The following is a 22,142-nucleotide window of genomic DNA, read 5'->3' as shown; positions in this document are numbered from 1 at the left end:
TACTCCAAAAAACCATTAATCCGTAAAAGGCAAATAGATATTAAATTCTGTATGGCCTGGCCAACTGTCACAATCAATGTGGCCGTCATGTTGGTCAACCAAGGTTTGCGCTATCGATAAACCAAGCCCTGATCCATTTTCTTTGTTGGTGATCATTGGGTAGAACAAGGTTTCACGTAAGCTCTTGTCTATACCTGGGCCGTTATCCGAAATTTGGATCAGCAAGGTTTTTTTCGGCGCCTTACCTGGGCGCCTGTGTTGATGATTGATGCGGGTTTTTATTCTTATCTCGCCACCATCAACCAGTGCCTGTTGTGCATTACGAATAATGTTCAGTACCACTTGTTGAATTTTACTTTGGTCGATATACACGCTCGGTATACTTGGATCATAGTCTTTCACTAAAGTGATATTGGCATTGTTATCTAACATGCTTAGTTTAATCACAGACTCTAACGCTTGGTGAATGTTGCCATAAGATTTATGCGGCAATTGATTCGGACCAAGTAAGCGGTCTACAAGCTCGCGTAAACGGTCTGCTTGTTCAATGATTAATTCGGCACATTGATCACGTTCTTGCTGATCAACCTCATACTGCAATAATTGCGCCGCTCCGCGAATTCCACCTAAAGGATTTTTTATTTCGTGTGCTAAACCGCGAATTAGGTTACGTGCAGCTTGATATTGATGCATTTGATTCGAAGCTTGATCGTGGCGAATTTCATCATCCATTTGTCGGCATTCAAACAAAATATAATTGTCGTTATTACTATTTATTCGACGCGTGCTAATAGTTAGCTTGGCATGACGAGAATCGACAAACACCACGTCAGCTCTATGCTGGTGGCAATCAACACCATCGAACAAGGAGTATTGGGCAATGCGTTTTAAGTCTATCGAGTGGTAATTAAATAGGTTATCGAACGGTTGATTGATAATACGCTTAGGTCCTAAACCTAAAAGCTCACTGGCACTATCATTTGCATAAACCAGCTTAAAATCATGGTCGAGTAAAATGACGGCAGTACTTAAATTTTTCCAAATACTGTCGAGTAATTCAGAATTAAAATGTGTATCACTGAGCATGGTTGCACCATTTTAGTGCGTTTCGATTTAGTGCAGCTTAGCATATTCTTTTTACGTTGCGAGACCGTTATGTTGAAATATTAGTTTCTATTAATCACAGAAGCTCTATGCATGAAAAAGGTGCTGATTGGGCTAACCGAAACGAGTTTATTATTAGCATTATAAAGTTTTGCTTGTAATGTGTGTTCACCACGGTTGACCTCTCTTAGTGCGAAGGTCGTGCTATTACTTGGTGCACCATGAGGTGTGCCATCAAATAAAAGCTGTACTTTAAACCCTGTTTCGAAGCGTGGGCTAATTCGGGCGGTGACATACACTGAACCGGTATTTTCTCGCACGGTCGCTTCATTAGCAGGAGAAGCAATACTGACTTTAAATTTGACTGGTGTCGCACTTGGTGCGCTATCAAGTATGCTGGTGTCGGTAGCTGGCATGGTCAGGTTTTGGGTATTCATCTTTACTTCGGTAGCGCCAGGGCGCGGTGTATCAGAAAATACTAAAACGCCGTTTTTATCTTTCCAAGAATACACTTTCTGCGCTGCGCTATAGCTAAAAAAGCTTATAAAAATCAGCGATAGTACCAATAAAGTTGTGCTTTTCACCCTGCAACCCTGCATTTTTTAATCTAAATAAAACTGTAGAGTAGAACCCGCTCAATTACCATTAAAAAAGCCCGCAGAGCGGGCTTGAGAACACACATTTATTATCTTTCAGATAATTCTGGTACAGCGTGTGTTACACGCTGTAGTACATTTCGAACTCAACTGGGTGAGTTGTCATGTTAAGTTTTTCAACTTCTTGACCTTTAAGCGCGATGTATGCATCGATTAGGTCATCAGTGAATACACCACCTTGAGTTAAGAACTCACGGTCAGCATCTAGTGATGCAAGTGCTTCTTGTAAAGAAGATGCAACTTGTGGGATCTCAGCTGCTTCTTCAGCAGGTAGATCGTATAAGTCTTTATCCATTGCATCGCCAGGGTGAATCTTGTTTTTGATACCGTCAAGGCCGGCCATAAGCATTGCAGAGAATGCTAAGTATGGGTTAGCTGTTGGATCAGGGAAACGAATTTCGATACGACGTGCTTTTGCAGACGGTACCACTGGGATACGGATTGAAGCAGAACGGTTACGTGCAGAATATGCAAGCATTACTGGTGCTTCGAAGCCTGGTACTAGGCGCTTGTATGAGTTAGTTGATGCGTTAGCAAATGCGTTGATTGCTTTAGCGTGCTTGATGATACCACCGATGTAGTAAAGAGCTTCTTCAGATAGACCTGCATATTTGTCACCAGCGAAGATGTTTACGCCATCTTTACCTAAAGATTGGTGACAGTGCATACCAGAACCGTTATCACCTACGATTGGTTTAGGCATGAATGTCGCTGTTTTTCCGTAAAGGTGAGCCATGTTATGGATAACATATTTCATCTCTTGGATTTCGTCAGCTTTTAATACCATTGTATTGAAGCGCGTTGCGATCTCATTTTGACCTGCAGTTGCTACTTCGTGGTGGTGAGCTTCAACTACTTGACCTAGTTCTTCAAGAACTAAACAAGTTGCTGAACGCCAGTCTTGTGATGAATCAACAGGAGAACACGGGAAGTAACCGCCTTTAACACCTGGACGGTGACCCATGTTGCCACCTTCGTAATCTTTATCTGAGTTCCAAGCAGCTTCTACAGAATCGATTTTGTACATAGAACCAGACATGTCTGATTTGTATTTAACGTCATCAAAAAGGAAGAACTCTGGCTCTGGACCGAATAAAACAGTGTCAGCAATACCAGTAGAACGCATGTACTCTTCAGCGCGTTTTGCAACAGAACGTGGATCACGCTCATAACCTTGAAGTGTTGAAGGCTCAACTACGTCACAACGTACGATTAGTGTAGCTTCTTCAGAAAACGGGTCCATTTTCGCAGACTCAGGAACAGGCATAAGCACCATGTCTGATTCGTTGATACCTTTCCAGCCAGCAATTGAAGAACCGTCAAACATTTTGCCGTCTTCGAAAAAATCTTCATCAATTTGATGATGAGGAATAGAAACATGCTGTTCTTTACCTTTGGTATCAGTAAAGCGTAAATCAATGAACTTAACGTCATTTTCTTTGATAAAATCTAAAACCGATTGTGACATGTGTCCTCCAATTGTTGGGTTTTATTTTTTGCTGCATTATTGCTTTTCGCTTATATAAGCTGGTTTCGTGCCATTTCTTTAACACCTTGTTTAGACTTACAAAAAACAAACAAGGCTTTGTTTTGTTAACTTTTATTGCACTAAGTTGGTGCGTAAAAAGATCATTGTGGTGCGTAAAAAGTGCGACCTTGTTTTGCACAATTATTGAGCGTGCCAATTTTTCTGTTTTAAACACGATTTAGTGCCAAAATATGGTTCAAAAACTAAAATTTCGCCAGTTTTGAGATCAGATTCACTTTAATTTTCATAAATTTGTCATTTATAAAACAGATACTTAGAAAAAGCCTGAAGAAAGTTTATAAATTTATATTGGATAAACTTTCATCCATGCCATTATTAAGGGATAATATGCGCCCTTTTAAATCCTATGCTGGGACATCTGGTGAAAACGCAGGTGAGTGCGTAGATCTTGCAGGATCAATGAGATTCAATTTCTCTGAGAAAAAATATGAGCATCGAAAAGTTAAGAAATATAGCGATTATCGCCCACGTTGACCACGGTAAAACAACTTTGGTTGATAAACTGCTTGAGCAATCAGGCACATTAGAAACGCGCGGTGGTAACGAAGAGCGCGTAATGGACTCAAACGACATTGAGAAAGAGCGTGGTATTACCATTTTAGCTAAAAACACAGCTATCTCTTGGAACGACTACCATATCAATATCGTAGACACCCCAGGACACGCCGACTTCGGTGGTGAAGTAGAACGCGTACTTTCGATGGCTGACTCAGTATTACTACTTGTTGATGCTCAAGAAGGTCCAATGCCGCAAACGCGTTTCGTAACGCAAAAAGCATTCGCACAAGGTTTAACGCCGATTGTTGTTATCAACAAAATCGACAAACCAGGCGCACGTCCTGACTGGGTTATGGACCAAGTTTTCGACTTATTCGATAACTTAGGTGCAACTGACGAACAGTTAGACTTTAAAGTAATCTATGCATCAGCTATCAACGGCTGGGCAACAATGGATTTAGACGAGCCATCAGATAACATGGAACCAATGTTCCAGATGATCGTTGACGAAGTATCTCCACCGGATGCAGATCCTGAAGGTGCTTTCCAAATGCAAATTTCTCAGCTTGACTACAACTCATACATCGGTGTTATCGGTGTGGGTCGTATCAAGCGTGGTACTGTTAAGCCTAACCAGCAAGTAACGGTTGTTAGTGCAGACGGTACTAAGCGTAACGGTAAAGTTGGTCAAGTAATGAGCTATTTAGGCCTTGACCGTCATGAAGCAGCATCTGCTGGCGCTGGTGACATTATTGCTATCACAGGTCTTGGTGAGCTTAAAATTTCAGACACTATCTGTGATGTAAATACAGTTGAAGCATTACCAGCGTTAAGCGTTGATGAGCCTACAGTAACAATGACGTTCTCTGTAAACACATCACCATTTGCTGGTAAAGAAGGTAAATTCGTAACTTCACGTAACATCCTTGAGCGTTTACAAGCTGAACTTGTTCACAACGTAGCACTACGTGTTGAAGAAACTGATAACCCAGATAGCTTCCGTGTTTCTGGTCGTGGTGAGTTACACTTAGGTATCTTGATCGAGAATATGCGTCGTGAAGGTTTCGAACTTGCAGTATCTCGCCCAGAAGTAATTATTCGTGAAGTTGATGGCCAAAAAGAAGAGCCATACGAAACACTTACAATCGACTGTCAAGAAGAGCACCAAGGTTCTATCATGGAACAAATTGGTCTTCGTAAGGGTGAACTAACAGACATGTCTCCAGATGGTAAAGGCCGTGTACGTATGGACTTTATGATCCCAAGCCGTGGCTTAATTGGTTTCCAAACTGAATTCATGACATTAACGTCTGGTTCTGGTCTTCTTTACCACACATTCGATCACTACGGTCCACATAAAGGCGGTACTATCGGTGCTCGTAAGAATGGTGTAATGATTGCTAACGCAACTGGTAAAGCACTTACTAACGCATTATTCAACTTACAAGACCGCGGTAAGTTATTCATCGGTCACGGTGTTGAAGTTTACGAAGGTATGGTTATCGGTATCCACAGCCGTGACAACGACCTAACAGTAAACGCGCTTAAAGGTAAGCAACTTACAAACGTTCGTGCATCTGGTACAGATGAAGCACAAACACTTGTTCCACCACTAAACTACACGCTTGAACAAGCGATTGAGTTCATCGATGATGACGAGTTAGTGGAAGTGACACCTGAAAACATCCGTATTCGTAAGCGTCACTTAACTGAAAGTGAGCGTAAGCGTGCGAGCCGTCAAGCTAAAGACTAATAAGGTCTTTTAGTTTTACAAAATTAAAACCGCCGTATTGAAAAATACGGCGGTTTTTTGTTGTATGATTAGCCGTTAGCCGTTAGCCGTTAGCCGTTAGCCGTTAGCCGTTAGCCGTTAGCTCTCAGCTGTCAGATCGAATGGAAGATTAAATGTTTTTTGGGTATGAGTTTTTTTACTGGCTCGGATGGTTAGCGATAACAGTTCTTGCTGCAAAGAAATATGGCTATCTAGGCTTGTTCATTGCGCATTGCATCATTTTTGTGAGTGTATTTGCTAGTGACTTACGTTATGTGTCGCAACTAATGTCCCAACCTGAGTGGGATGGTAATCCTGACCTTGATATTATTTTTCTTGTTGGCGTAATATTTCGTACTGTAGTGATTAATGTTTTATTGCTACCTACAGGAATTTTAGGAAAATATTTCCATAACAAAGTTAATACCACTGGAATTTAGCCTAAGCTAATTTTCTAGGAGTAAATTGTTCCAACATTGCTATCAGAATTGTAGCTTTACTTATTTTTTTTGTATTTCTAACCTAGTTAATTTGTTTATTGAGCAACTCGCAACTCGCAGCTAGCAACTTTTTACTAACTCCCCCATCTGTACTATCTTTTCTAAATCCAACTTGCAGGAGAGTAAGATGTATTTAGTGAGACTGATTTACACAAGTGAAATTAGCGATGGGTTTGGGCCTAATGATATCGAAGATATTCTCGAGAAAGCTAAGCAGAATAATGCAGAAAGTAATGTAACTGGGCTACTTTGTTTTAATAGTTCTCACTTTATGCAATGCCTTGAGGGGTCACGAAAAGCAGTTAATGAAACTTATCATCGTATTCTTAATGACAAACGTCATCGCAATATCATCATGCTGAACTATTGTGAAATTTATGAAAGAGAGTTTGAAAATTGGTCGATGGGTTACATTCCTTACACTAAACAAGTGACCCCTATTAACCTTAAGTATTCAGGTACCAGCGAATTTAACCCATTAGCTATGTCGGCAGGAAGCGCTCATAAACTTATGCTGGCTTTACGGGACTCATTGCTCAAACATACTATGTAGGGCTTGCAAGTGTCACTACAGTGACACTTGCTCACCTTCATTCAATATATAAAGAGGAACTTAGCTGTTCATCTGTTTTTGCATATGCAGTAATCTTAATAATGCAGAGTGGCTTGAATGGTCGCCCATTTGCCAGCTTGAGTTGCCATAACCCCACGGGATCATTACTTTACAGCTTAGCTCCTCTGCGGCGTTTAAGCTGTCTTCGGGCGTTGTATGAACATAGCGATACCACTTACCGTTTTCTTCATGGTAATAAGAAGCGATAGGCATTAAACATACATCAATCTCACCGTATTTTTGATTAATATCTTGAAAGTGTTTTGAGTAACCGGTATCACCAGCAAAAAACAAGGTTTTACCATTTTGCTCAAGTAACCAACCATTCCATAAATCTTTATTGTGGTCGTCGTAAATGAAAGGCACCATTATACGACTGCTAAAATGATGAGCTGGCAGCGCATGAATAGTTAAATCATTAATTTGTGTACTTGCGTACCACGCCATTTCGGAAATATTAAAGCCACCCGTCGGGAAGTTATCTGCAAAGCCTAATGGCACTAAGTAGCGGGGGGTATTGCCAATCTCTTCTATATCCGCCTTGTTAAAATGGTCATAGTGAATGTGTGAGTACATTACTGCATCTAAGCCATTAAGTTCAGCTTGTGATGGCCAAAAACCAGGTTTGCGATACATGCCGCCAGCAAGCTTAAAGGCAAAGTCTACGGGCGAATCAAACTGATCTTTAACAGGGTCAAACAACAGCTGCTCACCATTTGGTGATTGAATATAAAACCCAGCATGACCTAACCAGCGCACCGTAAAACCTGAGTTGATTGCAGGCACATGTTGTTCTGCATGAAACTGGCATTGTGAGTTATTGTCGTCGCACACAAGGAGTTCTGACACTTCATAACAATTGTCAGTGCAGGTTGTTGGGTATTCTTTATCACCCGGGTAAAGGTTGTGGTAGCGACCTTCGTACTCACCCTCTGTTTTTAACGGAGTGATAGTGCCTTCACCGGCAATAACATTAACAGTGTTTGAATTACTGCATGCACTTAAAAGTGCTGCTGCAATAAGTGTTGAGAGTGTTTTTAAATGCATACCATGCTTACTTTTTATTCTTTGCAGTGAGTTTAGCAAAATAAAATTTAAGATAAATCATTAAAAAGTAACAAGAGGTTACATAAAAAAGCCTACGTTTAAGTAGGCTTTTGTTATTATTAGCTTGAGCTGATTAGCCCGCTTTGTTCATTTGCTCAATGAACTTATTAGAGTCTTCAATTGATTTGTTCATGTCGTCCATTAACACTTTTATATCGCGTTTTAGGCTTGTGAACTCACCTTTGATTGCAGTTACAGCTTGTGCGTTTAGATTATGTTTTAAGTACAAAACATTATCATGAAGTGATGATAATACCGGCTCCATTTTGCTTTCTGCGCTGCGCATTGAACGAAGTAGTTGATCAAATTGGCGCTTAGTTGCATTGAGCTTTTTGCTGCTTTCACGTTTAAGAGAGGCGCTTTTGTATTGCTCTAGCTCATCGGCCCATTCATCAAATAGCGCTTCAGCTACATCTTCTACTTTATTGATATTGCTTGTTACGTCGTTTGCTGCCGCTAAGCTCGACTCGTAATCATCATTCAGTTGATTGTAGGCATCTTGTAGTTCACCACCATCAAAATTGATAAGCGTGGTTAATCTGTCTAATGCTGATTGAAACTCTTCTTGTGACTCTTGCTGTGCTTCTTTTGTTTCTTCTACGCGGTCTACTAAAATGTCGCGCTTATGCACACCTACAGATTCCATGGCTGAGTAGTAAGCTGACTGACAGCCTGATAATGCCATTGTTACTGCAAATAGTGGTGCACTTAAAAGTGTCAGTTTTTTCATTGAGAATCCTTTTTAGGTACCTGTCATTTCAAATTATGTGGTGGATTGCTATGATTATCAAAACATTTTAGCAGAAATTAGATTCTATGGATGAGAAGCTCAGTCGTTATAAGTTGCAATTAAGCACTTTTTTAAAACAACAACCTACTTGGTGGATGCAGTATCTTAATCGTTGTATTGACGATCAAATCACTGTCAATGCAGGTTATTTGGCTTATGTAACCTTATTATCAATCGTGCCCTTAGTGGCGGTTGGTGTGGCTATTTTTTCTGCTTTCCCAGGATTCGAAAGCACGTTAGTGACTATAGAAAATTTCTTGTTTACTAATCTTGTGCCGACCTCTACAGATGTAATTAAAGAGCATATCAGTGCTTTTGCCGGTAATGCGAATAAAATGACTGCCGTTGGTGTGGGTTTTTTAGCGGCGGTATCTTTGTTACTTATTCGCAATGTCGATGCTACATTAAATCGAATTTGGCGTATTAAGAAAAAGCGTCCAATGATGATTTCGTTTGCCGTTTATTGGATGGTGCTTAGCCTAGGCCCTGTGTTATTAGGGGCTAGTATTGGTGTTACTTCATACATCGTGTCGTTAGTGTCGTTTGCCGATCAAGGTATCCCCGGCTTTAGCGGCTTTTTATTGAAATTATTACCTTACATAATTTCAATGATTGGCTTCATTATGCTCTATACTTTAGTTCCTAACACACGAGTTCCATTTAGAGCGGCAATTCCGGGCGCTTTGTTTGCAGCTATGTTGTTTGAGCTGACAAAAAAAGGCTTTGCTTTGTACATCAGCCACTTCCCATCATACGAAGTTATTTATGGGGCGTTGGCGACAATCCCTATTTTATTTGTATGGGTGTATTTGTCGTGGATTGTCGTATTACTCGGTGCAGAATTTACTGTATGTATCAGCCCTGAGAATATCGAGGATACGCCTGATATAGAGGTTTAAATTCACTGCACCTAAGGAGAGCGAGGTGCAGTTACATCCACAATATGTTGCCAACCGTGATTATCACTTGAGTGTTGGCGATGGTCATCAAATCCATGTGCAAGAATATGGTGCGTCTACAGGGATTGCTGTGGTGTTATGCCATGGCGGGCCTGGTGCGGGTCTATGCCCTGAAAATTGCCGCTTTTTCGACTTAGAACGTTTTCGAGTGATCATGTTCAGTCAGCGCGGTTGCGGTCACTCAACACCCCATGATAGTTCAACCAATACCACCTCAGAATTAGTTGCCGATCTCGAGTATTTACGCCAGCAACTGGGTATTGAAAAGTGGCTGGTGTGTGGTGAGTCGTGGGGTGCCACTTTGGCACTTGTCTATGCTATTCATCACCAAGAGCATGTTGCAGGGCTTATTTTACGGGCTAGCTTTCTAGCTTGTAACAGTGACTTCGAGTGGCTTTACACAACAAAAGGAGCTGGCGCGCATTTTTACCCTGAGTGCTTTAATGAATTTGCACATGATTACACTGATTGGCGTGCCTTACTCGACTTTTATCAGCAGCAACTAAACAATGATGATCAAATTAAAGCCAGTAAATTTGCCAAGTTATGGTGTCATTGGGAGCAGGTGCTATGTCATGGTGAGCCTTTGACAAACTGGAGTTTACAGGAGCCCCATGTCGGGTTAAATCAAGCAAAGTTAATGGTGCATTATTTTCGTCATCACTGTTTCATTGAAGAAGGCTTTATCGCAGAAAATGCACATCTACTGACTCATTTACCTATTTGGTTTATTCATGGCCGCGCCGATTTGATCTGTCGATATAGTGCTGTACAGCAGCTTGCTGAACAGTTAAATGCACAATTATTGATTTTAGATGGCATTGGGCACAGCAGCGATAATCAGGTATATTTGGCGGCAATGCGACGTGCCGCAGATTTAATGTATATCAAGTTATCGAGGGATCAATGCAAGGCTTAATTCAAAGAGTAAAACAAGCAAAAGTAGAAGTGGCAGGCGAAGTAGTTGGTGAAATTTCACAAGGTATTTTGCTGCTATTAGGTGTTGAAAAACAGGACACCGAGCAAAGCGTCCAGAAGCTTTTACACAAAGTCAGCAATTACCGCATTTTTACCGATGAACAAGGAAAGATGAACTTAAGTTTGAATGATATCAAAGGTGAGCTTTTAGTGGTTTCGCAGTTTACGTTAGCAGCCGACACTAAAAAGGGTATGCGTCCGAGCTTTTCAAGTGCTGGCACGCCAGAACAAGCCAATACGCTCTATGAGTATTTTATTGCTGAGGCTAAAAAAGCTGGCTTAACAGTGGCTACAGGTCAGTTTGGTGCTGATATGCAAGTAAGCCTATGTAACGATGGTCCCGTTACTTTTAATTTATCTGTCTAACAGACAGCTATTTTTTGATCATCACGATGTGATTCACGTAGTCGGGGATTTTTACAATGCTTGGGCGCTTGCCAAACTCGGTGATTAGCAGGTGCTCAAGTTGTTTTAGTTGCGATGGGTGATTAGATAAAAAATTAATGAACAACAAGCCATCTTTTGCCATCGCTGCCCTTAGTTTGGTGTAAAACTGGTGCTTGTATAAAAATAATGGCGCATCTACCTCACTGAATAAATCTAGGATAATCCAATCGTATTCGTTGTTTTGCTCTAATACTTGCTGTGCATCAAAACAGTGCAGGTTATTGGCATGGTCGCCACCAAAGTAACGTTTATAGCAGTGAATTATGTCGGGGTTTTTATCAACCGATGTCAGTTGGCTGTCAGGGTAGGTGTGCTGTAAGTAATTACGAATAGCACCGCCGCCTAGCCCTAGTTCTAAAATCTTTTTAGGTTCCTCTAAGTCTTGCCAAAGCTTTGCAAGGTATTGTAAATGCGGGAAAAGTAATCTGGCAGGTCGGCGTTTTTCAATGACCGATTGCAGAGTTTCGTTGATCAGTAACCAGCGTAATTGGTTAAGTTGCCTAACTTGAATACTGTAATTGCCTTGTTTATGCCAATAGATGAGTTGCCCTAATCGGTGGCAGTCCTCAATAAAACTATGTTTTACTGCGCCACTGGGTTCAAGAAAATGTTCCATATTTCGGGCCTTTAGCTATTTATTTATTAAAATAATACAATTATTTCAGCATAGACCAGCAGGCTTAAAGTGCAATTGTGCATTAGTTTTTACAGCCAAGAATAATAATTTAGGCTGGGTCACCAAAGTATTATTCCAACTTGTTAGAAGATCGCGTATCGTAATTCGCATTCCAAAGGCCACGACAGAAAAACAACAGACAGTGGCTGAATTATCACAGGAGTTTTTATGTTTAAAGTGACCACCCCACAAAGCAGCGAAGATTGGCAAGCGTACTATTCATTACGTTGGCAGGTTTTAAGAGCACCCTGGGGCGAGCCGCGTGGTTCTGAGCAAGATGACTTAGAACAAGACGCTGAGCACCGCTTTATCAAAAATAATGACGGCGAAGTATTAGGCGTAGCTCGCCTGCATTTTAACAATCATCAGCAAGCGCAAGTTCGTTATATGGCGGTCGCTGAAGGTAATCGTAACCAGCATATTGGTAGCCGTTTATTACATGAATTAGAAAAAATCGCATGGACTCAAGATGCCGACGAGCTGGTATTGTTTGCTCGTGAGCGAGCCCTTGATTTCTATAAGCGTCATGGCTACGAATTAAAAGAAAAAGCGCACCTTGCCTATGACGATGTACAGCATTGGAAAATGGTAAAACAAAAACCATCTGAGCCGGGTTGGTTCCGTCATCCAAACTGGACACAAGTACTGCAAAACACGTGGCGTGAGTCGATCCCAATCAGTGATGCGATGGGCATTAAAGTTGAAAGCTATACCGATTGGCAGTTTACTACCCGCGCTGATTTAGATGCGAACTTAAACCTTCATAACACTATGTTTGCGGGTTCAATTTATAGTTTAGCAACCTTAACAGGGTGGGGCGCAACTTACCTAGCGCTGAAAGAAGCAGGCCTAGAAGGAAATATCGTGTTAGCTGATGCCAACATTAAATACCTTAAACCACTCAATAACGACCCTCGTGGTAGTGTTGAGCTGGCTGGTTGTAAAGGCAAGTTAGCTGATTTAGAAGACAGTGGTAAAGCAAGCTACCATGTGCCAGTAAATGTATACGATGGTGATGTGTTAGTAGCAGAATTCGAAGGTCACTTCATCGTTAAAAAATAACGACTATTTAGAGCGAGCTATCTAAAGCTCGCTCTTCACTTATTGCAGTTAAAGTAAGTCAGTTAATAGAATACCCACACCAAAACGTTCAATATCGGCGTTGTAATCAATCAAGCTCTCACCATAACCATTAAAATATTGTGCGTAGCCACGTAATCGGCCCCAAAGAGGGAAAGACCAATCTAATTGGATTGCGCCACGGTTATCTGAATTTAAGTTATTACGGGTCATAAAGCTAAATTCATGCTCGTTGTAACGGTATGCACCTGAAAACTCAAAGTAACCCATGTATTTGTAGATATCAGGATTATCATCGCCACGGGCTTCTAGCTCATCGTCTTTTTTATCTTCAGGAATGCGGTACCAAGGCTTAAAGCTAAAAACAAAGCCATCTTTTTCCCATAGGAAATCGGCATAGATACGGTTCCACGAACGTGAATTAGGTTGGCTGCGGCCATTCGATTGATGTGAGGCACCAATTGCAATTGCCATTTCATCGCCCCAAAGCACATGCTCAGGATCAAGGTAGTTCACCCAGAAGATCTCTGGTTCGTAATTTGTTTCACGAAATGGTGATGAAATATCTTTGTTGTAAAACTGCCAAAACGATTGCATGGTAAACGCAAAGAATACGCCCTGATCTTCATCTGAAAAGCCTTCGAAGATAGGCACTTTAATTGAAAGTTGATATTTCACTTCAAGGTTATCAAGTGGCTCGCCATCAGTTTGATCTGCAAGATCTTTTAAACCATCAAAAGGGCGCTCATTCGGGTTAGATACGTATGAAAGCGGTAATATGTAGTTACGCTTATGTGGGGTGATCACATTTCGGTTTTTCTTACTCACTTCTTCACGGGCTTTACGTTTGTCTAAAGCGGTGAGCTTTTTACTCTCGTCTAAGTCTGAGCATTTTTTACGAAGTTGTTCGAGTGTTTGTTTACCGTCACCGCCAATCGCTTCGTTCAAAATACACTGCTTTACGAGTTCTAGCGCGTCGTCTTGTTCGTTAGTTTGTGGTTGTTCAGTTTGAGCAAATACAGGTACAGAAAATAAACCAGCTGCTGCCAGCCAAATGCGCCATTCCATTGCAGTTCCCTTTCAGTAGACTTTTAAGTAGGTATAATTATAACGATTTTTACATAAGTAACCGTGAACTTGTACTGAATTGTTGAAATTTTAGGTAAATAGAGAGCCCCAAGCTAAGCTTGGAGCCCTGCTGTAACGGCCTAAGGGCATAAGCCGTTGACTCTCACGCAATGAGAAGGTGTGAGCTTACAGCTCAAATACGTTGGTAAAAAACTTATAAAGTTCGGTACCTTGATTCACGCTTGCTGAAGCAAAATGCAAAATAGAAATGGCGTCTTTATCAAAGCTTAATGTTTGTAGCGGTTGCTCAGAAAGGTAGCGCTCCATTCTTAAAATGCGGGCGATAGGCTCACCAGCTTTAATATGACCACCCAATGGGGCAAGATACTCGACCATGCCACCCATAGGTGCGTAGTAAGCTACATAATCTTCAAGCATGCAGGCATAACGTGTCATCGCTTTTGGATGATACGCAGCATCAACTAATACCTCTTTATGATTGAGGTAACTTAAAATGCTATTTGCATCTTCAAGAGCCGCACTTAAATCGATTTTCTCTTGGCTACCTAGCTCAACGGTGAATGCTTCGACTTGAACAGCAAATTCACGGCCTTGTTTGCCGAGCTCTTCAGATAGTGACCACCATGGGCAGAAACTCGCTTCATCCATCGCGCCATCAAAATCACTTGGGATCAATAACACATGCTCGATGTTGAAGTAACTTGCGCTGTCTTTGGCGTATTCAGGGCAATATAAGTGCTTACTTGAGATAGGCCCAGTGTGAAGGTCTAAAACAATATCAGCCTGATGGGCAAGCTTTTGCAAGTTAAGGGCAATACGCTTACCTGTTGTTAGACTGTAATCAGGGCCCGTTAATTGATTGTCGATGTCAGCAACGAGTGCCCGTTTAAACGCAGCTTTAAGGGTCGCATCATCACTGTCTTTATGCTGTTCAGCAATCTGTGACGGTAACGCTTTATTAAAGCGGTACATGCGGTTCCAATTGGTGCCAGTAATTGGATCGAAACGACCTAAAGTAAACTCACCTGATTTTTGGTTGCAACCAATAGGGTTAGCATAAGGCACTAGGGTAATATCGCCACGCAGCTTGAGTGATTTTAGCTGCTCAAGCAATTGATAAATTACTGCATTACCTTGTACTTCAGCGCCGTGCATATTTGCTTGTATATACACGTTTGGTCCCGTGCCATTGCCTTTTAAGCGATACACTGGGATTGTTAGAGGTAGGCCGTTGGCAATCTCGCCAACCACAATATTCTCTTGGCTGATTAACTCTTTACTCATGGCAATTACCTTAAATAATAGCTGGCATCTTCAGCGTTACGAATGCACTCAATATTGCCTTGTTCAAGGATGTATTCAGCCGCTAATTCGTGACATAAAAAGTACGGCATACTTTCGGTAAAGCCGTAAGCGCCACATTGGCTGAATACCAACCAGTCTTGCTCATTTAAATCGCTCGCTAATTGGTGCTCACCTAAGCAATCAAGGGCGGTGCAAAGTGGTCCGTATAAAGTCATTGCCGCAGGCTCAGCCGTCGATTCGCGTAGTAAGGCCGCTGGAAAATCTTGGCTTGTCACAGCTGGGCGAAGTAAATGGTTAATGCCGCCTGATAAAATGACCTGTTGTTGATTGTAATTCTCTTTGCGCTCAACAACCGGTGTTGCGTAATGGCCGCATTCGCCCACCGCATAGCGGCCAAGTTCCATCCAAAGCTCTTTGACACCAGCATCCGCTTTAATAGCCGCCAGAGTCTCGATAAGTGCAGACCAATCGAGTCGGTTTGCATCTTGAGTATAAGGAATGCCTAAGCCACCCCCTAAATCGAGAATATTAAGGTTAATATTTATTGAGCTTGCGAGCTGTTGTAATGGTGCAATCATCGCACGCCATAGCTCGGCGAGCTTGTCAGTACTCAGCATATTGCCCCATTGGAAAATATGCAGACCATCAAAGCTAAGAGCTGGGTAATCACTTACATTGAGTGCTTGCCACTCATCACAGCCCAAACCAAAAGGAGTAAGGCTATCGCCACCAAGAGGGTTCTTATCGCTGTCTGGCCAACGAAGTTGTACGCGCAATAGAACTTGCAGCTGACAATTTGCTTTTGTTGCTTGTTCGTTTAACCAGCGAACTTGGTTAATGCTCTCGGCCACGAAGGTACGTACGCCGCGAGCAATAAAATGTGAAATTTGTGCAGGGCTCTTTGCAGGCCCTGTGTTGAGCACGCGCTCGCTATCGATGCCTTGAGCAAGCACTTGCTCAAGTTCACCTTTACTTGCAACATCAAAGTTAAACCCTGCGCTGTCTAAACATTGAATAATGCGAGACAGTGGGTTGGCCTTAACGGCATACCAAAGTTTCACATCGGTTTGCGCAGTCAGTTGATTTAAATGTGCAGTTAATTTATCTAAATCATAGATAAAAAATGGCGTATCAAGATGTGTTGAAACTTGTTCAACAGCTTGCTTGATGGGCGTGCTCAAAAAGCTCATTAACGTAAAACCTCTTCTAACAGTAATGATGCATCGCTTTGTTCATCACGGTATTTCACGATCAATGCACAAGACATGCTTAGACCTTGCTCGCGAGCCCATGCATTTGAAGCAGGGCGAGAGCCTGGGATCACAATCGCGTTTTCTGGGATGGCTTCACCTTTGTCTAGCTGGCGTTCGTTAACGCAATCGTAGACAGGAATGGTTGCCGATAAGCGAACACCTGGCGCAAGTACAGCACCTTTTTTCACAACCACACCTTCAACAATAACGCAGCCTGCGCCGATGAATGCGTCGTCTTCAATAACCACAGGGCTGGCACCAATTGGCTCAAGTACACCACCTAATTGTACTGCAGCACTTAGGTGAACATTTTTACCCACTTGTGCGCATGAACCCACTAATGCGTGGCTGTCGACCATAGTGCCTTCGTCGATGAATGCGCCAATATTCACATATGCTGGTGGCATGATAATAGTGCCTTTAGCAACGTGTGCGCCACGGCGAACACTGCTACCACCTGGTACCATACGCACGCCTGCATCGGCTGCAAAGCCTTGTGGTGCTAAGTTGTGTTTATCTACAAAACCACCTGGGAACTCAGTGTTTGTGCCATTTTTAAAGGCTTCTAAAATGCCTTGTTTAACTTCAACATTGGCGTGCCAGTTGCCGTTTTCGTCTTGTGTTGCTGCGCGAACTGCGCCTGATTCTAAGTTGTTTAATAATTCTAACCAGCTCATGATAAAACCTGTTTTTAGTTCCAAGATAAAATTGTGTTGTTTGCGTGGGTGATGCTGTCTGTTTGCTCAAGCTCTAAATGCGTAAGCGGCGGACGTAAATGCGGGGTATTTATTTTACCTTGCAGGTGCATCAGTACTTTTACGGGGATTGGGTTTGCCACAGCGAATAAACTTTGGATTGCTTGCGACCAATCGGTGAATAGATTTGGGTATTGACCACTTAAACTGCGTTTAACAAACTCATGGGTTTGACTCGGCCAAGCATTCGCGGCAACCGAAACTAAACCTTTTGCACCAGCTTGAGCAAAATATGGCATAAGTGCATCATCGCCACTGAAAATAGCCAGTGTTGGTGATGCCGTTCTAAAGCCTTCAAATTTGCTAATGTCGCCACTGGCTTCTTTTAAGGCCCAAAGATTTTTGTGCTCAGCAAGGTTTTTGATCACCTGTGGTGAAATCTCAACTGCGCTGCGTCCTGGTACGTTATACAACATACAAGGGTGGTTACTTGCGTCTAGTAGGCTTTCAAACCAATGTGTTTGGCCAACAACCCCAGGTTTTGCATACAGAGGTGAACCTAACAGGTAGCCATGAATAGGTAGTTGGTTACAGTATTCAACCCAAGCAATTTGTTGCTTAAGGTTCATGCCGCCCACAGCAACCATGAGTGGGACATTTGGTGCTAAGTGACAAACATGTTCAACAATGGCTTGTTGCTCTTTGAGTGAAAGCGCCAGCCCTTCACCGGTACTGCCAAGCAATAAAATGCCGTTATTTGCATCTTGCTGCTCCGCAACCAGTTGTTCAAGGGCCGTGTAATCGACCTCGCCAGATTCAGAAAATGGCGTGACAAGCGCTGTCCACAATGGATAGTCGTTTAAATCAAAATTGTTGATCATCTCTCACGAACTTATAAGGTATTCGAAGAGTTTATGCGGGAACATTTGAATGGAGCCGCATGTCGTCGTTCGAACAAGGTATAATTCGAAGAGCGAATGGGCTTAAAATAATAAAGACGCGAAGGCCTTATTATACTAAGACCAGAAGCTCTCCACCAAACTAATCAATAGCGCTTTGCTATTGTTGGTGACAGTCGCTGGGATTCAGCCCAGTCGCCCGAAATAAGCACCTCACAAACGGTGTTACTTCTCGGCGTTAATTCCCCTCACGTATGATCAACAGAGTCTGTGCTCTTCCCATACGCTACCTGAATAACGCACCTCTTCCAGCCCTTTATGCTCGCTTTAAAGGTTAAAGCCAACATAGTTAAATAGGGTATTGGCGGCGATTAAAGCATTTTAGCCATCTAGGTGTCAAGGCGAAGGATTTGTTTTTTAGTGACCGATTTTGCAACATGCTTACGTATAAGCGTGTTTTTACGTACACTTAGCGTTAACCAAATAAATTGGAAAAATGATGGAAAAATTTAACGATATTTATCAGCGAGCCGTATCTCGAAAAGGCAGCGAAGAAATGCTGCATGCATTGTTATCAAACCCGCTCGATGATACTGATATTGCCAAAATGCATGACGATTTATGGTTAGAAGAGTTTACGCGTAAAGTCTTTCAAAGCGGTTTTTATTGGTCTGTTATCAATAATAAATGGGCTGGTTTTCGTGATGTGTTTTGGGATTTCAGCGTAGAAAAGTTGTTGATGATGCCGCCAGATATGCTTGAGCAAAAAGCCAGTGATGAGCGAATTGTTCGTAATTTTAAAAAAGTACAAACGATCCCAGAAAATGCGTACATGATCCACGAAGTTGCCGAGAAACATGGCAGTTTTAGCCAGTTTATTGCAGATTGGCCAACTGACAATATTATTGGTTTGTGGGCCTATCTTAAAAAGCATGGTGCGCGTTTAGGGGGAAATACTGGCCCGTACGCTTTGCGAGCGCTTGGTAAAGATACCTTTTTGCTTTCTCGCGATGTAGAAGCCTACTTGCGTGCCCATGAGTTGATTGATGGCGGCTTACAAACTAAAAAGTCATTACAAGCGGCGCAAGACTTCTTCAATGAATTACAACAGCAAAGTGGTTATAGCTTGCAGGCACTAAGCCAACTAGTGGCCTATGGTGTAGGCGATAATCGTGTAGGTGTAGCGACATCTTAAGGACAGTTATGAAACTGCAAACCCGATACACAGATATTAGTGAGCTGCTTGCTATTAAAGATATGCCTAGCGCCGTTGCTAAGCCGCAATTACTGCTATTCAATGACAAGCTCGCTGATAATTTTGCGATTAACCACGACAGCGAATTTTTAGCTAAATTGCTATCTGGTTCAACAATAGATAAAGATGTTGCACCGGTTGCACTTGGTTACTCAGGTCATCAATTTGGTCATTTTTCACCGCGCCTTGGTGATGGCAGAGCGCATTTGCTTGGCGCTATTGCAGATCAAGATGGCACATTGTGGGACTTACAGCTAAAAGGCGCAGGAGCAACTGTATTCTCTCGTGGTGGTGATGGTCGCTGTGCAATTGGTCCGGCTGTACGTGAGTACATCATGAGTGAGGCACTTCATGCGCTTGGTATCGCGACTACGCGTTGTTTAGCTGTAGTTACAACTGGCGAAACGGTATATCGCCAGCCACCTCGTCCGGGTGCAGTTGTCACTCGCTTAGCTAAGAGTCATATCCGTGTTGGCTCATTTCAATACCTAGCTACACAAGGTGATATAGAAGGGCTAGAAAAGCTCGTTGATTACGCAATTAATTGCCACTTTCCTGACATTAGCAGTACGGGTGAGCAGCGTTATATTGAATTTTTAACCGCCGTGCTAGATAAGCAAATTGAGCTCGTTATCAGCTGGATGCGAATTGGCTTTATACACGGCGTTATGAATACCGATAATACCTTGATTAGTGGTGAAACCATTGACTATGGTCCTTGCGCAATGATGAATCAGTTTGACTTAGACACGGTGTTTAGTTCGATTGACCATCAAGGGCGCTATGCATTTGTTAATCAGCCGAATATTGCCAATTGGAATATTGCGCGTTTAGCTGAAAGCTTAATCCCTTTATTTGCTGATCAAGATGCTGCCGTTGAGCAACTCTCACCGGTTGTGAATGGTTTTGCTGCTAAATTTAATGATGCATTTAATACTATGTGGCTGCAGAAATTAGGCTTAGCTGGTCAGCAAGAAGGCGATCATGCTTTAGTTTCAGAGTTACTGGGGTTAATGAAGCAACACCAACTTGATTACACCAATACTTTTAATGCACTTACTGAATCTTTAGTGAAAGACTTTGTTATAGATTCTAATTTAAAAGAATGGGTTTCAAAATGGAGGCTCAGAACATCAGCTGAAAGTTACAGCACAATGCGAGCTGTTAATCCTGCAGTCATTCCCCGTAATCATAATATTGAAATGATCTTGGCTGAGTATGAAAAGACAGGATCTAGTTCATCAATCAATGAGTTTTTAAAAGTTATTCAAAAACCATATGAGTATGAGGAAGAGTTTGCAGCATGGTATCAACCTCCGAAGGAAGGTGATTGTAATTACCAAACTTTTTGTGGTACTTAAGGGTTAATCTTTATGGTTGATAACAATTGTAAATGCTCATTTTTTTAAATCTGAGTGTTCGTTGATTGAGCAAGTTAGCTGCCAGTGTTATGATTTATATCAATAAAATAGCACTAAAGTTTTGCTTTTTAACGAAAATTTACAAATAAAGTTGCTTTCAACTTGTTGATTTAAAAATAACCAATATAATAATGTAATTGGGAATGGACTTTTATCGGTTTTGAAGTCAGTAGATTAGGCTGAATCGACTTTCACCTAATCATAACAAAGCGATCTAAAGGCATTGTTACGCAAAGTTATTTAGATAACCTATTATTTGGGTAATTGACTGAAATTACTCGGCAAGATTTTTGTTCTGTACCGAGTTCGTTAAGTTTTGATTAACTATTAGTCGACTACTCTGTTTAAACTGATTGAGCTGGTTTGACTTAGCTACAATTTTAATTGTGAAAATGGGAAGGAAACAATGAAATTAAAATCACTTACTATTGCTTTAGCACTTGCTGCAACTAGTGCTTCAAGCTTCGCTGCCGAAAAGCAAGGTTTCTACATCGGCGCATTTGGCGACTACTATGATAATTCTTGGGAAAATGTCCGCGACTACACTCCAGGTGGCCTTGATGTTGATGACTCTACAGGTTGGGGTTTAGAGCTAGGTTACCGTTTTAGTGATTACTGGAGCGCTCGTTTAGAATATGCTGACATGGACTTCGATTGGAAAGCTGATCTAAATGACGGTACTTCTGTTAGCGGTACTGAAAGTGGAAAACGTTACGGTATTGACGCTTTATATCACTTAGGTGGTGGTCCATTCTACGGTATTTTCGGTCTTAAAAATCTTGATGCGGTTGACGAAGATCTAATGTTCGCAAACGTAGGTGCTGGTTACCAACACTACTTCACAGATAACTTCGCGTTTAACGCTGAAACATCTTTATACCAAGGTCTTGACCGTGGTTACACAGATGTTGGCGCTAAATTAGGCCTAAGCTATATCTTTGGTGCGCAAAGCTCAGCTTCTGAGCCAGTTGAACCTGCTCCAACAGTTGTTCCTGTTGCGGTTGAGCCAGTTGATAGCGATGGCGATAACATCCCTGATGCTGATGACCAATGTGCAAACACGCCAATGACTGACGCTGTTGATGGTACTGGCTGTACATTATATGAAGATCGTGAAGTAACTAAGAGCTTACTAATCACGTTCCCTAACAACACTTCTAAAGTATCTCAACAATACTTAGATGATATTGACCGCGCTGCTAAGTTCTTAAAAGAGCACCCAGGTACTGACGTAGTACTTGAAGGTCACACTTCATCAGTAGGTAAAGCTGACTACAACAAGTGGTTATCTAAGAAACGTGCTGATGCTGTTGCTAAGAAACTAATCGAAGACGGTATTGACCCAATGCGTCTTACTACTGTTGGTTTAGGTGAAGAGCGCCTTAAAAACCCAGCAAATACGCCAGAAGCTCACGCTGAAAACCGTCGTGTTGAAGCGAAAGTAACTGTAATTGAGCGTGTAAAAGTAGAGCGTTAATCTAACCCTTTACGCAAATT

21 protein-coding genes and 1 riboswitch are annotated in these 22,142 nt (G+C 41.9%); of the genes, 10 read left to right on the top strand and 11 right to left on the bottom strand.

Translation table 11 applies throughout. From position 1 onward, the window contains the following. Positions 1-15: 15 nt before the first annotated feature. The 3 genes from glnL to glnA all read right to left on the bottom strand — a co-directional run bounded on the left by glnL (position 16) and on the right by glnA (position 3,228). Positions 16-1,086, bottom strand: coding sequence for a nitrogen regulation protein NR(II) (gene glnL, locus AUR67_RS02625; RefSeq protein ID WP_058584001.1), 1,071 nt, complete (start codon positions 1,084-1,086; stop codon positions 16-18). 80 nt (positions 1,087-1,166) lie between these two features. Further along, positions 1,167-1,703, bottom strand: a complete 537-nt coding sequence (locus AUR67_RS02620; protein ID WP_058584000.1) for a DUF4124 domain-containing protein — start codon at positions 1,701-1,703, stop codon at positions 1,167-1,169. Positions 1,704-1,821: 118 nt separating this feature from the next. Further along, positions 1,822-3,228, bottom strand: a complete 1,407-nt coding sequence (gene glnA, locus AUR67_RS02615) for a glutamate--ammonia ligase (RefSeq protein WP_058583999.1) — start codon at positions 3,226-3,228, stop codon at positions 1,822-1,824. Positions 3,229-3,736: 508 nt separating this feature from the next. Here glnA and typA point away from each other — a divergent pair. From typA to AUR67_RS02595, 3 genes are all read left to right on the top strand, one after another. Further along, on the top strand, positions 3,737-5,560 hold the full coding sequence (typA, locus tag AUR67_RS02605; protein WP_058583997.1) for a translational GTPase TypA: 1,824 nt from the start codon (positions 3,737-3,739) through the stop codon (positions 5,558-5,560). 152 nt (positions 5,561-5,712) lie between these two features. Beyond that, positions 5,713-6,018: a hypothetical protein gene (locus tag AUR67_RS02600; protein WP_058583996.1), complete on the top strand. Its 306-nt coding sequence runs from the start codon at positions 5,713-5,715 to the stop codon at positions 6,016-6,018. Between the two features lie 187 nt (positions 6,019-6,205). Next, complete coding sequence (locus AUR67_RS02595) at positions 6,206-6,631, top strand: BLUF domain-containing protein (RefSeq protein WP_058583995.1); 426 nt, start codon at positions 6,206-6,208, stop codon at positions 6,629-6,631. Between the two features lie 60 nt (positions 6,632-6,691). Here the strand turns inward: AUR67_RS02595 and AUR67_RS02590 are convergent, their stop codons facing one another. Further along, the gene (locus AUR67_RS02590; RefSeq protein ID WP_058583994.1) at positions 6,692-7,738 is read right to left on the bottom strand and encodes an MBL fold metallo-hydrolase; all 1,047 of its coding nucleotides are present in this window, start codon (positions 7,736-7,738) and stop codon (positions 6,692-6,694) included. Positions 7,739-7,871: 133 nt separating this feature from the next. Then, positions 7,872-8,528, bottom strand: coding sequence for a DUF2959 domain-containing protein (locus AUR67_RS02585; protein ID WP_054563456.1), 657 nt, complete (start codon positions 8,526-8,528; stop codon positions 7,872-7,874). Positions 8,529-8,614: 86 nt separating this feature from the next. On the opposite strand from AUR67_RS02585, the gene AUR67_RS02580 reads away from it, so the two are divergent. The 3 genes from AUR67_RS02580 to dtd are packed head-to-tail and all read left to right on the top strand — an operon-like array spanning position 8,615 to position 10,891. Beyond that, positions 8,615-9,487 carry a virulence factor BrkB family protein gene (locus tag AUR67_RS02580; protein ID WP_054563457.1) on the top strand — a complete coding sequence of 291 codons (873 nt, stop codon included), beginning with the start codon at positions 8,615-8,617 and terminating at the stop codon, positions 9,485-9,487. A 25-nt stretch (positions 9,488-9,512) separates the two neighbouring features. Continuing rightward, positions 9,513-10,466: an alpha/beta fold hydrolase gene (locus AUR67_RS02575; protein ID WP_058583993.1), complete on the top strand. Its 954-nt coding sequence runs from the start codon at positions 9,513-9,515 to the stop codon at positions 10,464-10,466. Continuing rightward, a complete protein-coding gene (gene dtd, locus AUR67_RS02570; protein ID WP_058583992.1) occupies positions 10,454-10,891 on the top strand; it encodes a D-aminoacyl-tRNA deacylase in 438 nt (145 codons plus the stop codon). The genes AUR67_RS02575 and dtd overlap by 13 nt, the downstream gene beginning before the upstream one ends. A 7-nt stretch (positions 10,892-10,898) precedes the next feature. Here dtd and AUR67_RS02565 read toward each other — a convergent pair whose 3' ends face one another. Further along, the gene (locus tag AUR67_RS02565) at positions 10,899-11,588 is read right to left on the bottom strand and encodes a spermidine synthase (protein WP_058583991.1); all 690 of its coding nucleotides are present in this window, start codon (positions 11,586-11,588) and stop codon (positions 10,899-10,901) included. Between the two features lie 228 nt (positions 11,589-11,816). Here AUR67_RS02565 and AUR67_RS02560 point away from each other — a divergent pair, with 228 nt between their 5' ends. Continuing rightward, on the top strand, positions 11,817-12,710 hold the full coding sequence (locus AUR67_RS02560; protein ID WP_054563461.1) for a bifunctional GNAT family N-acetyltransferase/hotdog fold thioesterase: 894 nt from the start codon (positions 11,817-11,819) through the stop codon (positions 12,708-12,710). Positions 12,711-12,758: 48 nt separating this feature from the next. On the opposite strand, the gene AUR67_RS02555 is transcribed toward AUR67_RS02560, so the two are convergent. The 5 genes from AUR67_RS02555 to dapA all read right to left on the bottom strand — a co-directional run bounded on the left by AUR67_RS02555 (position 12,759) and on the right by dapA (position 17,951). Further along, on the bottom strand, positions 12,759-13,796 hold the full coding sequence (locus tag AUR67_RS02555; RefSeq protein WP_058583990.1) for a phospholipase A: 1,038 nt from the start codon (positions 13,794-13,796) through the stop codon (positions 12,759-12,761). Between the two features lie 186 nt (positions 13,797-13,982). Beyond that, positions 13,983-15,101 carry a succinylglutamate desuccinylase/aspartoacylase family protein gene (locus AUR67_RS02550; protein ID WP_058583989.1) on the bottom strand — a complete coding sequence of 373 codons (1,119 nt, stop codon included), beginning with the start codon at positions 15,099-15,101 and terminating at the stop codon, positions 13,983-13,985. Between the two features lie 5 nt (positions 15,102-15,106). Then, positions 15,107-16,312, bottom strand: a complete 1,206-nt coding sequence (locus AUR67_RS02545) for a PLP-dependent decarboxylase (protein ID WP_058583988.1) — start codon at positions 16,310-16,312, stop codon at positions 15,107-15,109. Then, positions 16,312-17,052 carry a 2,3,4,5-tetrahydropyridine-2,6-dicarboxylate N-succinyltransferase gene (locus AUR67_RS02540; RefSeq protein WP_054552405.1) on the bottom strand — a complete coding sequence of 247 codons (741 nt, stop codon included), beginning with the start codon at positions 17,050-17,052 and terminating at the stop codon, positions 16,312-16,314. Before AUR67_RS02540 ends, AUR67_RS02545 begins: the two co-directional genes overlap by 1 nt. Positions 17,053-17,066: 14 nt before the next feature. Then, positions 17,067-17,951, bottom strand: coding sequence for a 4-hydroxy-tetrahydrodipicolinate synthase (dapA, locus tag AUR67_RS02535; protein WP_058583987.1), 885 nt, complete (start codon positions 17,949-17,951; stop codon positions 17,067-17,069). Between the two features lie 137 nt (positions 17,952-18,088). Next, positions 18,089-18,285: riboswitch (Lysine riboswitch) on the bottom strand. Between the two features lie 183 nt (positions 18,286-18,468). Here dapA and AUR67_RS02530 point away from each other — a divergent pair. From AUR67_RS02530 to AUR67_RS02520, 3 genes are all read left to right on the top strand, one after another. After that, a complete protein-coding gene (locus AUR67_RS02530; protein ID WP_058583986.1) occupies positions 18,469-19,164 on the top strand; it encodes a DNA-3-methyladenine glycosylase I in 696 nt (231 codons plus the stop codon). Between the two features lie 8 nt (positions 19,165-19,172). After that, the gene (locus AUR67_RS02525) at positions 19,173-20,585 is read left to right on the top strand and encodes a protein adenylyltransferase SelO (protein WP_058583985.1); all 1,413 of its coding nucleotides are present in this window, start codon (positions 19,173-19,175) and stop codon (positions 20,583-20,585) included. 466 nt (positions 20,586-21,051) lie between these two features. Continuing rightward, positions 21,052-22,122, top strand: a complete 1,071-nt coding sequence (locus AUR67_RS02520) for an OmpA family protein (RefSeq protein WP_054563468.1) — start codon at positions 21,052-21,054, stop codon at positions 22,120-22,122. The last annotated feature ends 20 nt before the right edge of the window (positions 22,123-22,142 follow it).

The sequence above is a fragment of the Pseudoalteromonas sp. XI10 genome, assembly GCF_001469895.1.
Lineage (GTDB): Bacteria > Pseudomonadota > Gammaproteobacteria > Enterobacterales > Alteromonadaceae > Pseudoalteromonas.
Note: the sequence above shows the minus strand (reverse complement) of the source record. Positions and strands in the feature narration are given on the sequence as shown.